This is a genomic window from Anaerofustis sp., assembly GCF_019420015.1.
In the GTDB taxonomy this organism is placed as follows: Bacteria; Bacillota; Clostridia; order Eubacteriales; family Anaerofustaceae; genus Anaerofustis.
The window spans coordinates 228,349-243,672 of the sequence record NZ_JAHZIA010000008.1; the positions used below are offsets into that span (position 1 = coordinate 228,349).

Genomic DNA, 15,324 nt, shown 5'->3' on the forward strand with positions numbered 1-15,324 from the left:
TGTAATTTCAAATAAAATATATTTTTATTATATTAAAGTTGCACCAACAAAACAAAATTATTGATGCAACTTTAATTATCATTTAAAATTTAACTTTATAATTTTCCAAGAAACTCAATATTTCTTTCTTAATATTTTCTACCCCACCATCATTTTCAGATTCGATATTAATAGGAAGCACAGGATCATGCAAAGATAATCTTAAAAGCACCCAGCCTTTTATTCCGTCTCTATCAACATTTACTCTTACACCTTCAAAATTAGGTTCTTCAAAACTTGCGCCGACCATCTTTTCTTTAACATAAACTTTAAAATCTTCAAGTAAATTTGCTCCATACTCCTTAAAGTCCTCGACAAGAAAAGTTGCTCTTAGCTCAGCTTCTTCTTTAGGTTCTTTTAAAGAACCGATTAAATCGTCAAAGGTTTTGTTTTCTTTGCTTAGTTCATTGAACTTCACAAGTATTTTTACAACCATGTAAGCACCGTCATCAAGGAAATAATTTTCTTTAAGTGCACAGTGTCCGCTGGTTTCTATTGCAAGAAGACACTCTTTACCTTCTTTGTTGAGCCTTATCCCCTCATTTATAACATTCTTGTAACCTCTTTTAAATCTATGATGTACTCCGCCTTTTTCTTCTATGAATTCTTTAAGTCCGCTGCTGGTTACGCTGTCCGTAACAATGTAGCTTCCCTTTGCTTCCTCAAGACAAATATCTGCCATCAACGCAACAAGCTTATTTCTGCTTATTTCCTCTCCGCTTTTATCCACTGCGGCAGCTCTGTCTACATCAGTATCGAATATGATACCTAGGTCTGCATTTTCTCTAACAACAGTCTTTGAAAATTCATCCATTACATCTTTAAGTTCAGGATTTGGAACATGATTCGGAAAGCTTCCGTCAGGTTCCAAGAACACACTTCCAGAAGTATCCGCACCCAAAACTTCAAGAACTTTACTTGCAAAGAAACCTCCAGAACCATTACCGGCATCAACAATAATTTTTTTATTAAGGAAAGGTTTTTCTTCTCCTGTACGCTCTTTTATTTTATCCACTAATTCAGCAGCATAAATACTTAAAAAATCAAGTTCATTATAAACCGCTTCATTTTTTTCATAAGACATTTCATTAGCTATCTCAAGTATATCTTTTATATCTTCTTTTTCCGCACCGCCATCTTTAGTAAAAAACTTAAGCCCGTTTCTGTTAAAAGGCAAATGACTGGCTGTTATCATTATTGCTCCGTCAGCGTTTATTTCCTTGTTTATACAACTCATAAACATAGCAGGAGTAGTACATAAATTAAAATATAAAACTTCAATCCCTTCCTCACTGCTCAAACCTCTCATTACACTATGTGCAAGATCAGGTCCGGAAATTCTTGAATCTCTTCCAATTGTTATTTTTATATTTTCTTTACCTAATTTCTTTTTTAACCAAACAGAGAAAGCTTTTGCTATTTTGTAACTTGCTTCATTTGTTAAATTTACTTCTTCACCTTTAACTCCGTCCAAAGCAATTCCTCTGACATCAGAGCCGTTTTGTAATTTCCTTAAATCCATTTTTTCCTCCCGATAAATTCATGTTACTGTTAATATACCATAAATCCTCTCATTTTTATACATTTTATATGTATTTTAATTATACAAGCACATATAAACAATATTCTTAATATTATAAATATGACTAAGTATGGGGAGGAATAAAATTGATTAAAATAATACTTTTAATAGTTGCACTTAGCGTGGATACATTTCTGGTAAGTTCAACTTTTGGTGCAAATAAAATCAAGGTTAAAATCCCGGGAGCAGTAATAATAGCTCTGGGAAGTGCCCTGTCCATAAGCATATCAATACTTTTATCAAATATACTGTCTGATATAATTCCGATTCATCTATTTAATATGTTAAGCTTTTTTATATTGATCATAATAGGAAGCTATAACATATTTTCAACAGCAATAAAAAATTATCTTAAAAGAATGCAAGTATTAAACAAAAATATAAATGTTAAAATAGAGGGATACAATATTTTTATTGATGTTTTTCTTGATGAAACAAAAGCCGATATTAACGACTCAAAAGACTTGGATATAAAAGAAGCTATGCTTATTGCATCTTTGGGATCTTTAGATTCATTGTGTGCGGGATTATCTTTTCCCTTTACTAATGTCTATATTATATTTGTATTAACTTTTTTGATTTGTATATCTCTGGTTTTTGTCGGATTTAAAACAGGGCACAGACTTGGAGATGTGGCAAAAGCAAACTTAAGTTGGCTAAGCGGCATATTGCTTATCATTCTGGCTTTTAGCAAAATAATGTAAAAAAGTAACAATAATACAAAAATATCATATTATATACCGAAAACAGTAATATAGTAAAAAAGGTGGTAGAATATATAATGAATTACTCAAACAGAACATCTTGTGGATGTAATAATGAAAATATGGGGTTAAATAACGAACCTAGATATAATTCTTGCGGATGTATGCACGAAACATCAATGACAGGAGAACAAAGAGAAAGATCTTGTGGATGCGAGAGAAACAACTGCAAATGCAGACAGCAAGAAAGAAAATCTTGTTCTTGCCAAGGGGAAAGAGGCACAGATTTGGCAAACATAAATTCAAGAGGGACCTCTAACTGCAATTGTAACTGTAAATGTAAATGCAAAGAAAAATGTAACTGCAGAATAATAAACACCCCAAGAGGAAAATTAATCTATTTTTTTGACAACGTAAAAAGATAATTAAAGGAGAGCTTTTGCTCTCCTTTAATTATAAAACAATATATAAAATTTTTATTTTAACTTAAACCCTTTATATAAAAAGATTTCCCATACCGAAAATTTTAATACCGTTTTTTTAAAGAGTTTCCTATTGCATTAAAACATTAAAAATGTTATATTAATACAAACAAAGAAATAATATGGAGGTATTAAGACATGGCACATGTAATTACTGATGAATGTATCGCTTGTGGCGCTTGCGCTGGTGAATGTCCAGTAGGAGCAATCTCTGAAGGCGATGGAAAATACGTAATCGATGCAGCTACATGTATTGATTGTGGAGCTTGTGCAGGTGCTTGCCCAACAGGAGCAGCTCAACCTGAATAAGATTCAATTATTCGTACATAAAAAGAAGGCTTGAAGCCTTCTTTTTTATTTACACAACATTTCCCGGGAAATACTATAATTTTTCCTTAACTTTAATATGTTTTAAAATAAATGGACCTACATCCTCCTTGGAGATATGAAGCACATGAGAAAATTCTTCATATAAAATTTTTTCTGCATTTTTAAATACTTGCTCATCGACAAGATGAAGATGCCTTCCCTTTCTAGCCTGTTCTTCTCTGTGAATGTACAACGTTTTAAATAATTTTATTATATCTTTCCTGTTTCCGGAATGTATAATTTTTTTATACCGAATTTTTCTCTCGTTTTTATCTTCTATCCATTTTTCTTCCGGTACATTTTCTATTAATTCATATATTTCTTCCGGACATAAAACCCTGCACATCCTATCTGTCTGCTTTTTGTTGTTTACGGGAACATATATAGTCATTCCTTTTTTATTTATAGGTGTCAATATGTAAAAATCCGTATCCCCTCCGCCAAAATTTCTGCTCGCAATTTCTGTTATCTTACAAAGCCCCTCAGTGTCATATAAAATAACTTCATTTAATTGGTACATAACGCAGCCTCTTTCTTAATTTATATTGGCAAATTAAAATTTAAGGATAAAAAAACAGTTTAATCAATACTTTATGCCTTGATTAAACTGCTTATATTATTAATTATAGCATTTAAATATATTTTATGTAATAAAATTTTTAATATTTATAACAAAAATAAGCTCAAAATATGAGCTTATTATCTTCTTCTCCTTGAATTGTTCGGTGGCGTATATCCGTTTGGACTGTTTGCTCTCGGAACAGTTATAAATTTAACGGCATATATATCACATACGATATACTCATTATTCGAAGGATTGAATAAAGTAAAATAACTTAACCCGACATTATACATAATTCCTTCTTTTGTAACTAGGGTATCACTTCCCACTACAAATTCACAAATACAGTATTCACCTTTTATTCTGTTTAGTACATCCGGGGTTGTGCCTACAGTATATATCGAAGGTATATCGCCTCCGTTTCCGCTGTTCTCATTTGAAATATTATTCATCTGAGTATCTATATTATTATTAAGCCCACCTCCGTTTAATATATTGTTTAAATTATCTTCTCTTTCCATATGCCTCCCCTTTTCTTTATGTATCTAAATATTTTTCTGTAGGATTATAAAAACAATGCCCTCCGATTTTTGTTATAAAGCTGCCGACTTCACTCGGAAAATTCTGTCTGCATTCTCTGGAAAACGGATTGTAAAACCACAAAGCATAACCTAAGCTGTAAAGCCTGCCGCCTCCCATTGCCCAATCAGCAATTGCATAATGTATATTGGTAGGATTCATGTTGTATATATTCTGAGGATTATATTTGCCGCCTACAGTTTCCATGGCACATGTAAACTGATTTTTTTGATATATTATATTTCTTATACTTCCGCCATCAGAAACTCTTGCATATTCACCGTAGGGTGTGTATACTCTGTTCATAACTACACTTGCCACAGCGGCCATACCAACATCCCCTTCTCCGCCTGCCTCACATTCTATAAGTCTTGCCAAAAGTTCTCTTTCAGAATATGCCATTACATCCTCCAAAAAATATTTTATAATAAATTTATATTCAAAAAACTAAAGTATATTCAAAATATTGTAATTATTAAATATCAAAAACAACATAAGATAAATGAGCTTTATTCAATCCCAACACCTTTTTAGCTATGAAATAAAATTATTTTATGATAAAATATAATATAAGACTTTTTATTAAAATATTATGAACTTTACATATATGAGGTATAAATTTGGTTAACAAAAAAACAAATAAAAAGAATAAAAATACATCAAAGAGAAAACAAACAACAAGAACAACAAAAAAGCAACTGGAACAGGAATTATTCAAAAAAAGAATTATTCAAAATGAAATCATAGGCGTCGTTATTTTATTTTTCGGAATATTCATGCTGTATTCCATTTGGTCAAAAGACAGCGGAGTCTTCGGAAATAATTTGCACAAGATTTCTATGTTTCTATTCGGCAGCGTCGGAACTGCCCTTATAGGACTTTCTTTTTTAGCTTTTGGGTTTTATATTATCTCAAGATTAAAACCATTTACAGAAACAATAACGCTTATTTGCGTAATTATTATTATATTTAATATCATGGCTGCATTCAACGTCGGAGGAGAGCTGCTTAAATACGGAGCATTCAGTAATCAACTTTTTGTTTCCGTTTTGAATGTCGTAACCAAAGGCGGTATAATAGGCATATGGCTAGGAGGAATATACACAACTCTCCTTTCTCAGGTAGGCGGTTATATATTCATAACCGCGACAATAATAGTATGTTTAATTTTGATATTCAAAGACAATATAGCAACATACAAAGAAAGCAGAAAAGCAATAAGACTTAAAGAAAAAGAAATAAAACAAGAAATAAGAGAACAAAAATTAACAGAAAGAATACAAAAAAGAGAAGAGCAAATAAGAGAGCAAGCCAACAAACAACCTGTAAAACAAGGCTTTTTCCCGACATTTAAAAATAAACTACCGAAAAACCCATATGACAAAAACTCTTTAAACACACAAAAAGACAAAGAGAAAGTATTAAACAAATGGGAAAAAGAATATAAAGAAACAAAAAATCAAACTGGGGAAAGCATCAATAGCCACAAAGACAATAAAAGTGAACCCATAATCAAAACTTATTATAAAGACGAACAGGGCGAATTAAACGAAGTAAGTAATAATACTGAAATTTATCCATTAAAAAACACAAATGAAAAACCAAACAAAGAAAAAATAAAAAGTAGAGTAAGAGAAGAACAGGGTATTGATGCAATAATACAAGAAACAAGAGAAAGCCAGGACATAAACAACAGAGAAATAGAGCGAACAAAAAAATTTATAGAACCAAAGCCCGCTACAAAGGATTACATTAGGGATCTGGATGAGCCCCATATTGAAAAAATAGATGTAAGTGATATTGACAAAGCAAATAAGGAACAAAAAGAACAGCTAAATAAAATCAAAGAAGCAATGAATAACAATATCGCTACAAAAACCATAAGCGAAAATAAAAAATTAGTTGAAGAAAAAGAAACAATACCTTATATCTTTCCAAAAGCAGATTTATTAAAAGCCGCAAAGGGACGAAATAATAAGGGAGAAAAAGAAAGAGTTCTTGAAAATACAAAGATATTGGAAGAAACGCTATCTAATTTTAAAATCGGAGCTCGCGTTACGGAAGTAAGTATAGGACCTACCGTCACAAGATACGAGATGGAACTAGAGCCGGGAATAAAAGTCAGCAAAGTCGTTGGGCTACAAGATAATCTTGCAATGGCCCTTGCCGCAAACGGAATAAGAATGGAAGCACCTATCCCAGGGAAAAGCGCCATCGGAATAGAAGTTCCAAACAAAGAAGTTTCAGTAGTAGGTTTTAGAGAAATAGTCGAAGATAAAAAATTTAAAAACTCAAAATCAAAATTATCCATTGCTCTTGGTAAAAACGTAACAGGCGACATGGTTATAATGGATATTGCAAAACTTCCTCACTTGCTTATTGCAGGTGCGACAGGATCCGGAAAGAGTGTATGTATAAATGCGATAATAAATTCCATTTTGTTCCATGCGGATCCAAATGAAGTCCGACTTATTTTGATAGACCCAAAAATGGTAGAACTAAATATATACGAAGGTATCCCTCACTTGTTAGTACCCGTGGAAACAGATCCAAACCACGCAGCGGGAGCTTTGAAATGGGCAGAAAAACAGATGAAAATAAGATATGACCTATTTGCGCAAAACAGAGTAAGGGATATAAAAGGATACAACAAAAAAATGGAAGAAACCGGCGGAGAAAAAATGGCACAATGGGTTATCATTATAGACGAACTTGCGGATTTAATGATGACATGCGCTTCTCAGGTCGAATCCGCAATTTGCAGACTTGCTCAGCTTGCAAGAGCTGCCGGAATACATTTAGTTTTGGCAACACAACGACCTTCTGTCGACGTAATCACAGGTCTTATAAAAGCAAATATACCTTCCCGTATATCATTCGCCGTATCATCTCAAATAGACTCAAGAACAATATTGGATATGGCAGGAGCAGAAAAGCTTCTGGGAAGAGGAGATATGTTATATGCTCCTGTGGGAAGCAATGCACCTATGCGAGCTCAATGTGCATTCATAAGCGATGAAGAGGTTGAGAGTGTAGTTAAATTCATTAAAGAAACACAACATCCTAATTACGACGAAGATGCAATAAAAGGAATAGAAACGGTTTCTGTTGAAGAAAATATGCCTTCGGCAAAAGAGAATATAGACAAAGATGACTTTATTGATGATAAATTCAACGATGCCCTTAATATAGCTTTTGAACTTGGAGAAATCTCAACTTCAATGCTTCAAAGAAGACTTAGAATAGGATATGCCAGAGCGGGGAGAATTGTGGATGAACTAGAGCAAAAAGGAATTGTTTCTGCGCAAGAAGGAAGCAAACCAAGAAAAGTCCTCAAGAAAAGAGAAGATTTCTTCAGCAACAGTGTGGTTGAAAGCGATGAAGTATACCCCGAAGGAACTCTTGATATAGAAGATGAAATATATTAAATCAAATGGAGAAAAACATGAAGAATGTATTTATTTTAACTTTAGGATGTCCCAAAAACACAGTGGACAGCGAAAATATCATGTATATACTTAAACAACAAGGATATACAATTGTAGACGATGCAACCATAAGTGATTTTATTATTATAAATACCTGTACATTTATCCATGATGCAATGGAAGAAAGTATCAATGCAATTTTAGAAGCGACCCTTGTAAAAAAAGACAGAGATGAAGTAAAAATAATTGTAACGGGATGCTTGGCGCAGCGTTATGCTGACGAACTTATAAAAGAAATTCCGGAAGTGGATGCATTTATAGGAACCGGTGAATTTTATAATATGGATAAAATCATAAAAAATATGGAAGAAAAACAATCAAAAGAAACAATAGTAAAAACCGACAACATTGATTGTCCTATATTTGAAACAGACAGAACGTTAACCACTCCGTCTCATTATGCTTACATAAAAGTCAGTGAAGGGTGCGACAAGCATTGTACATATTGTGTCATACCTAGCATAAGAGGTAAACAAAGGAGCAGAAAGTTGGAAGATATAATGAGCGAAGCAAAAAGGCTTGCTCACAGAGGGGTTAAAGAAATAATACTTATTGCACAGGATGTAGGCGAATACGGAATCGACTTATACGGAAAAAGAGAACTCCCAAAACTTCTTGAAGAACTCAATAAAATAGAAGGCATAAAATGGATAAGAGTATTATATATATACCCGGAAACAATTTCCGATGAACTTATCGACAAAATCGCAAAAATTGATAAAGTCGTTAAATATATAGATATGCCTCTTCAACACATAAATAACGATATATTAAAAAAGATGGGGCGAAAGACTTCCAAAGAAGATATTCTAAACTTAATCCGAAAATTAAGAAGCAAAATAAAAGACATAAAAATACGTTCTACATTTATTACCGGATTCCCTTCAGAGACAGAATTGCAACATAAAGAATTATTGGAATTCATAGAACTATACCAATTAGACAGAGTAGGATTTTTCAAATATTCCAGAGAAGAAGGAACTCCCGCATACAAAATAAAACCTCAAATAGATGAAGACACAAAAGAAAAAAGATATACAGAGCTTATGCAGGCTCAGGAAGCCGTATCAGAAGAACTGATGGAAAGCTATATCGACAAGACATTGGAAGTACTCGTAGAAGAAAAAGTGGAAGGTGAAGATAAAGTATATATAGGAAGAAGTTATATGGATTGTCCGGAAATAGACGGAGAAGTATATATTTATTCAGATAAATACTTAGAAATAGGCAATTTTTATGATATAGTAATAGAAGATTCAATGGAATATGATTTAATAGGAAGGACAAAGTAATGAACTTAGCCAATAAAATAACCTTATTCAGAGTTTTTATGATACCCATATATGTAATAATAATGGTATTAACCCAAATACCCAATAATTATATAATTGCAGGTATAATATTTATTATAGCATCTATTTCTGATTTTGTTGACGGACAAATAGCCAGAAGATGTAATATGGTAACGGACTTTGGAAAATTCGTAGATCCTCTTGCAGATAAATTATTAGTTATGTCTGCTATGATTTGTTTTGTGGAAATAAACTTCATTCCATCTTGGGTGGTAATTGTTATTCTTGCAAGAGAATTTATTGTAACTGGACTCAGAGTACTTGCCGCTTCGGCAGGAATTGTTATAGCAGCCGATAAAATAGGGAAACTGAAAACCACAACGCAAATGGTAGCATTGGTACTTATGCATTTTTGCGCATTAACTCCGATGATTTACAATATTTCACTGGTTTTAATGTATATTGCGTTAGTGTTAACCATTGTTTCCGGTGCAAATTATCTTATATTAAACAAAAATCTTTTTAACGTTAAAGAATAGTTAAATAAAATAAAAAGTACTCATATGAGTACTTTTTTTTACTATTTATATTTTAACTCAATGTACAACAATATGTATTTTTTAAGAAAAAATTTGAACACGATTATTTTTAAATACATACTTTTTGCCTATTATGATACATTTGGAATCTTGATTGTGTCCTATATCGGATGTTTTAATTATAGGGAAATCATAATCCTGTGCCACTTGCAAAACTATTTCATTAATCGAAGGACGTAAGTCTTCCCTTTCCATACTTGAAAACCTGCCAAGTATTAATCCCTTTATATCGCCAAATACTCCCATTTGTAAAAGTTGATTAAAAAATGTCATCATTAAGTCAACTCCTCCGCTTCGACTTTCCAAAAACAAGACTTTATTTTTAAAATCCGGCATAAACTTTGTACCTGCAAGCTTAAGAAAACATCTTATATTACCCCCTATCACCTCACCTACAAGCTCATTTCCTTTTATGAATTCATACTTAAAATCAAAGATATCCCGATCTCCCATAAAAAAAGAATTAAAAAAGTTGTTATATTGTATTTCTTTATATGAAGAAACCAAATTTCTCACTTGATATAAATATCCGCATTTTTTGCACATAGTATAAATTGAATTAATTACAACGGTTAAATCACTGTAACCAAAGAAAGGTTTGTAATGTTTGCTTATAATATCATAATCGAGATAGTTCAAAACTTCATTGGAGATATTACCTCCCGACACATCAAAAATCCCCTTAATATTTTTATCTCTGTATAACTTAAGTAAATTTTCGGCTTTTTCTTTTCCTATAAAGTATTTATTTTCATTTTCAAAAATGTATTCGGCTACTACAGGTATTAACCCCATATTTTCAAGCAATAAAATAAGTTTTTTAAGCGCATACTTATCATCTTCTTTTAAAGGATTCGATAAAGCGACAATACCCACTTTATCATTTTTCTTAAACATATTTATACCCTCCATAAAGCAAAAGCAATAAATCAAAGGATTTACTGCTTTTATAATTTACTGATTATTTACTTCAGACGAATTGTCTTCTATTTCTTGAATACCCATCTCTTCTTGCTCTTTCTTTATTTCATCTTGATTTTCTTTGATGGTTTCATTCAAATCTGGAAGAGTACTGAGCCCTTCTTCTACTTTTATAGCCTTATCAAATATATCAAAAGTTAAATATATTTTATCAGTTGTAAATAATGAACGGTCTATTTCGAATACATCAACGTCATATCTACTCTCAGATACTTCCAACGGATCTAAATTCCCTCTTAAATCAAGACCCATTATATAGGAGTATTCTCTTAAGGCATCATTGTCAATACTGCTGTTATCAAAAGTTTTAACAGGAGTCTTACCAGTCTCATCCGTATCATATACTCCAAGACTTAAATACGGCAAATCCTCCCATTTAAGCTCGGTATTCGAAATATTTTTATATTTATAATATATACAAACAAAAACTTTTCCATCATCTGCCTTTAATGATGTTGATAGATTATCCGTTACCACTATATCCTCAACAACACATTCTACCTTATTATTTGATATTGTATCATCTAACTTTACAATACCGTTAAAAACCTTTCCTCCCGGAAAAATTTTATATAATCCAAAACCGAGAATAAACGCCGAAAGTATTATACCTATAAATATTCCAATAGTCTTTTTTGTTATTTTAAACTGAAGAGCTTCTTTCAATGTAACAGGAGATTCGTCCTCAAATATAAACCCTTCTTCATCATTTATATCTTCAACAAAGTTTTGATTATTATCATCTTTTATAGTATTTCCATTCTCTTTTATTGTGCTCTCAGAGTCTTCTTCTAACAACATATCATTTGAGTAATCTATATTATCCTCTCTTAAGTCGGTTTTATCTTGTGATGCTTCATCAAACAAACTGTCAATATTGCTTTTATGTTTTCCAATTATTCTTTTTCTTTTTTTCATAACCGATACCTATTTGATTATTTCCAACCCTCCAAGATAGTTTCTGAGAACTTTAGGAACTGTTACGCTTCCATCTTCATTTTGATAATTTTCAAGAACGGCTGCAAAAGTTCTTCCCACAGCCAGGGCAGAACCGTTCAAAGTATGCACAAAGTTTACTTTACCGTTTTTATCTCTGTATCTTATATTAGCTCTTCTCGCTTGATAATCTTCAAAATTCGAACAAGACGAAATCTCAACATATCTGTTATAGCTTGGAAGCCACACTTCTATATCATAGGTTTTTGCGGCAGAGAATCCTAAATCTCCGGTACATAATTCTATCACTCTGTATGGAATTTCAAGTAAATCCAAAATTTTTCTTGCTTCCATAGTTAAATCTTCAAGCTCTTCATATGAATTTTCCGGCTTAGAAAGTTTCACAAGCTCAACTTTATCAAACTGATGATTTCTGATTAACCCTCTTGTATCCCTTCCAGCACTGCCTGCTTCTGCTCTGAAACAAGGAGTATATGCAGTAAAATATTTAGGCAAATCATCTTCATTCAATATCTCACCTCTGTGAATATTGGTTACGGGAACTTCTGCTGTAGGAATCAAGAAATAGTCATTATTTTTAATATTAAATGCATCCTCTTCAAACTTAGGAAGCTGTCCTGTTCCGGTCATAGAAGTTCTGTTAACCATAAAAGGAGGTGAAATCTCAATATAATTGCTATCCACAGTGTGTGTATCCAACATAAATGAAATCAAAGCTCTTTCAAGCTTTGCCCCAAGTCCGGTAAACATAGAAAATCTTGCTCCGGAAATCTTAACGGCTCTTTCAAAATCTAAAAGCCCAAGATCAACACCCAAATCCCAGTGGGCTTTCGGCTCAAAATCAAAATCTCTTACACTGCCTACCTTTATCAGCTCCTTATTATCGTTTTCGTCTTTTCCTATCGTTACATCTTTATTCGGAGTATTTGGAATCGAAAGAATAATTTCATTGATCTTTTCTTCTATTTCGCTGACTTTAGCATTAAATTCTTTTACTTCAAGGGAAAGTTCTTTCATCTCACTCAAAAGTTCGCTGACATCTTTACCTTCCTTTTTCATAATCGGAATCTGCTTTGAAACCTTATTCTGCTTTGCTTTTCCTTCCTCTGCTTTTGATAAGTATTCTCGTCTTTGCAAATCTAATTTTACTATCTCATCAACACTGTAATCCCCTCTTCTGCTTAAAAGCTCATTCACTTCCTCGGTATTACTTCTTATTCTTTTTATATCTAACATAATATCTCCTAACAAATCACAAATTTATATTTTATTATAATATTTTTTTTTTGTAATTTCAACTGTATACCTTTTATAATCTGGAAAAAGGACATTTTTATACCTTTAATAGATATAATTAACATTTTGGTATTTAAGGACTTTATGTTATAATTAAATGAAAAATTATTAGGGTGATTATATTGAGTAGAAATAAAATAGTAAAAATATTATCTTTGGTTCTTATTGATGTATTTTTTATGGCATTTACATATATATTGTCAAATAAAATATTCAATGCGAACAATTTAGCAATAGACCCATCATTCATAAAAGTCATACCTTTGCTTATTCTTATTAAAATAGGCATATATTTTATTGCAGGACTTTACAAAGAAGAAACAAGAGGAATGATATTTGAAATCTCAAGTGTCATTTTTGCAAATGCAATAATATACGTTCTTCTCAGATTTATTTTAAAAATAGGAGTTTCAACCTATCTTCAACTCATTGCCCTTACAGTGGATATTATCGTTGAAAGCATATCAAGATCTTTTATGTTGAGCAGCGAAGAGCATGAAGAAGAAAAATCCGAACCCGAAGTACAGACTACACTCCCTCAAGTATTCGACGATCCGATTGATTACAAAGAAGAAATCAAATTAACCAGAATGAAAAAAGAATTGGAAAAAATAAAACATCAAGAAGAAGAAAAAGAGGAACAGGCAAGGCAAGCATTAAAACGATTGGAAGAAAAAGAGAACCGTTTAAAACAAAAGGAACTGGAACTTAAAAATTTTGAACATACATTATCTTTAAAAGAATTGAATATACAAAAAGAGCTGGAGACACTTGAAAAAGAAAAGGCAGAAAAACTAAAACTAGAAGCAGAAATAAGAAAACAAGAAAAGCTTAGAATACAAAGAATAAAACAAGAAGAAATTTTAAACGGTGTACTCGACAACATCAAAACAATACATACATCGTTAAACGAACGTTCAAAAGTAGTCGACATGCAAGAATACAACCTTATGTTAAAGATGTATGATTTGACCAAAAGAGAAATAGAATCAAAAGCAGAAGAAGAACCAAGGAAAATAAAACATTTAAGCGATGTGGAACTGCTTGAAGAAACAAACAAAAAAATAGGACAAAAAAGAAAAAGAACAAATCCATACAAGAAAAACAAAACAACAAAAGAAACACCTCCAATAAAAAAACAAAATTCAAATAAAAAATTATCAGAAGCTATTGTTTCAAGTCCACTTCTAAACGAAAGCAAAGAAGCAGTGGAGCAAAGAGAAAAAGAAGAATTTATGAAGATTCTTTTAAAAGAGAAACAAGAAAATCAACAAAAGGAAACAACAAAAAAAGAAAAACCGGAAATCACAGAAAACCTTCGTGACAAGAAAAAAAATATCACAACGGAACAAAATAAAAAGAAAGAAAAGACAAAACAAACTAATGCAAAAAATGAAACAAAAAAAGAAAAGCAAAGCCCTGTAGATTTGATGTTCTCCGAAGATGATTTTGATAAAATTGCAGAATTAATAGAAAAATTATAGTAATACCCCCACAAAATATAACATTTTATGGGGGTATTAAAAGATAAAATATAAATATGAATACTACACAAAACAAAAAAAAGTTACTACTCCTAATATTCTTGATACTAATAACATTTATTATAATAGGAATTAAAGACAAAGGACGCTATACTATCCTTCTGGATCCGGGACATGGAGGAAAATTATCGATGGATAAAGGTGCCATCGGGAAAGACAAGAACAAAACAAAAGAATATGAACTTAATGATCAAGTAACTTTAAAATTGGCTGAAGCTTTAAAAAAAGAAGGCTATAAGGTAAAATTTACAAGAGAACCAGAAAAAGAAGAAAAAGAATTTACATTAACTAAAAGAACAAAAATAACAAATAAAACAAATCCGGATTTATTCATCAGCATACATCATGACTCAACGGGAACCGTCAACGATAAAAACGGCTATACCATATATTATTCTTCATACAAAGCAAACCTGGATAACAAAGACATTTACGTAGAAGAAAGCGGAAAAATATATCCATTTATAAAAGAAAAACTAAGCGGGGGGATAACAACGGTTTATTACACAGATGGTAAACAAATAAAAACATCAAGAGGAAGAAGCAATGTTACGGTAAAAGATAAAACGCTATGCCATGAAGCAAAAAAAAGTTTGGAATTCGCCGAAATCTTAAATAATGAAATGAGCAGACTAAACTATATAGCCCCTTTACTTGCCGACAAAAAAAATGCGGTTAAAGACAATAACTTCAGAGTCTTAAAAATGGCAAATTGCCCAAGTGTACTGATAGAATGCGGATTTATTTCAAACAAGAACGAAATCGAAGAAGTAAAAAAAGAAGAAAATCAAAAAGAATTAGTAAAAGCAATCGTAAAAGGAGTAAATAAATTTTTTTAAAATTTAAAATA

At 31.8% G+C, this 15,324-nt stretch carries 15 protein-coding genes; 8 read left to right on the forward strand and 7 right to left on the reverse strand.

The window, feature by feature from the left end:
• Nucleotides 1-82: 82 nt before the first annotated feature.
• On the reverse strand, nucleotides 83-1,561 hold the full coding sequence (locus tag QZ357_RS02555) for a phosphomannomutase/phosphoglucomutase (RefSeq protein ID WP_290771452.1): 1,479 nt from the start codon (nucleotides 1,559-1,561) through the stop codon (nucleotides 83-85).
• 146 nt (nucleotides 1,562-1,707) lie between these two features.
• On the opposite strand from QZ357_RS02555, the gene QZ357_RS02560 reads away from it, so the two are divergent.
• The 3 genes from QZ357_RS02560 (at nucleotide 1,708) to QZ357_RS02570 (ending at nucleotide 3,116) form a co-directional block, all read left to right on the forward strand.
• Entirely contained in the window at nucleotides 1,708-2,325 is a 618-nt protein-coding gene (locus QZ357_RS02560; RefSeq protein ID WP_290771454.1) for a manganese efflux pump, read from the forward strand.
• A 77-nt stretch (nucleotides 2,326-2,402) separates the two neighbouring features.
• Nucleotides 2,403-2,750: a hypothetical protein gene (locus QZ357_RS02565; protein ID WP_290771456.1), complete on the forward strand. Its 348-nt coding sequence runs from the start codon at nucleotides 2,403-2,405 to the stop codon at nucleotides 2,748-2,750.
• 195 nt (nucleotides 2,751-2,945) lie between these two features.
• Entirely contained in the window at nucleotides 2,946-3,116 is a 171-nt protein-coding gene (locus tag QZ357_RS02570) for a 4Fe-4S binding protein (RefSeq protein WP_290771458.1), read from the forward strand.
• 73 nt (nucleotides 3,117-3,189) lie between these two features.
• Here the strand turns inward: QZ357_RS02570 and QZ357_RS02575 are convergent, their stop codons facing one another.
• From QZ357_RS02575 to QZ357_RS02585, 3 genes are all read right to left on the reverse strand, one after another.
• Nucleotides 3,190-3,696, reverse strand: a complete 507-nt coding sequence (locus QZ357_RS02575) for a CarD family transcriptional regulator (RefSeq protein WP_290771459.1) — start codon at nucleotides 3,694-3,696, stop codon at nucleotides 3,190-3,192.
• A gap of 179 nt (nucleotides 3,697-3,875) precedes the next feature.
• The gene (locus QZ357_RS02580) at nucleotides 3,876-4,259 is read right to left on the reverse strand and encodes a hypothetical protein (RefSeq protein WP_290771461.1); all 384 of its coding nucleotides are present in this window, start codon (nucleotides 4,257-4,259) and stop codon (nucleotides 3,876-3,878) included.
• A gap of 16 nt (nucleotides 4,260-4,275) precedes the next feature.
• Nucleotides 4,276-4,719, reverse strand: coding sequence for a cell wall hydrolase (locus QZ357_RS02585; RefSeq protein ID WP_290771463.1), 444 nt, complete (start codon nucleotides 4,717-4,719; stop codon nucleotides 4,276-4,278).
• Nucleotides 4,720-4,937: 218 nt separating this feature from the next.
• Here QZ357_RS02585 and QZ357_RS02590 point away from each other — a divergent pair, with 218 nt between their 5' ends.
• The 3 genes from QZ357_RS02590 to pgsA are packed head-to-tail and all read left to right on the forward strand — an operon-like array spanning nucleotide 4,938 to nucleotide 9,636.
• Complete coding sequence (locus QZ357_RS02590; protein ID WP_290771465.1) at nucleotides 4,938-7,745, forward strand: DNA translocase FtsK; 2,808 nt, start codon at nucleotides 4,938-4,940, stop codon at nucleotides 7,743-7,745.
• 17 nt (nucleotides 7,746-7,762) lie between these two features.
• A complete protein-coding gene (gene rimO, locus QZ357_RS02595) occupies nucleotides 7,763-9,097 on the forward strand; it encodes a 30S ribosomal protein S12 methylthiotransferase RimO (RefSeq protein ID WP_290771467.1) in 1,335 nt (444 codons plus the stop codon).
• A complete protein-coding gene (gene pgsA, locus QZ357_RS02600) occupies nucleotides 9,097-9,636 on the forward strand; it encodes a CDP-diacylglycerol--glycerol-3-phosphate 3-phosphatidyltransferase (RefSeq protein ID WP_290771469.1) in 540 nt (179 codons plus the stop codon). Before rimO ends, pgsA begins: the two co-directional genes overlap by 1 nt.
• 81 nt (nucleotides 9,637-9,717) lie before the next feature.
• Here pgsA and QZ357_RS02605 read toward each other — a convergent pair whose 3' ends face one another.
• Genes QZ357_RS02605 through serS form a run of 3 tightly spaced genes read right to left on the reverse strand, consistent with a single transcriptional unit; the run spans nucleotide 9,718 to nucleotide 12,870 of the window.
• The gene (locus tag QZ357_RS02605; RefSeq protein ID WP_290771471.1) at nucleotides 9,718-10,593 is read right to left on the reverse strand and encodes a S66 peptidase family protein; all 876 of its coding nucleotides are present in this window, start codon (nucleotides 10,591-10,593) and stop codon (nucleotides 9,718-9,720) included.
• Between the two features lie 57 nt (nucleotides 10,594-10,650).
• On the reverse strand, nucleotides 10,651-11,595 hold the full coding sequence (locus tag QZ357_RS02610; protein WP_290771473.1) for a hypothetical protein: 945 nt from the start codon (nucleotides 11,593-11,595) through the stop codon (nucleotides 10,651-10,653).
• Nucleotides 11,596-11,604: 9 nt separating this feature from the next.
• On the reverse strand, nucleotides 11,605-12,870 hold the full coding sequence (gene serS, locus QZ357_RS02615) for a serine--tRNA ligase (RefSeq protein WP_290771475.1): 1,266 nt from the start codon (nucleotides 12,868-12,870) through the stop codon (nucleotides 11,605-11,607).
• 182 nt (nucleotides 12,871-13,052) lie between these two features.
• Here serS and QZ357_RS02620 point away from each other — a divergent pair, with 182 nt between their 5' ends.
• Together QZ357_RS02620 and QZ357_RS02625 are read left to right on the forward strand one after the other, a co-directional pair.
• Nucleotides 13,053-14,414, forward strand: a complete 1,362-nt coding sequence (locus QZ357_RS02620; protein ID WP_290771477.1) for a hypothetical protein — start codon at nucleotides 13,053-13,055, stop codon at nucleotides 14,412-14,414.
• Between the two features lie 56 nt (nucleotides 14,415-14,470).
• Entirely contained in the window at nucleotides 14,471-15,313 is an 843-nt protein-coding gene (locus QZ357_RS02625; protein ID WP_290771479.1) for an N-acetylmuramoyl-L-alanine amidase, read from the forward strand.
• Nucleotides 15,314-15,324 lie beyond the last annotated feature (11 nt).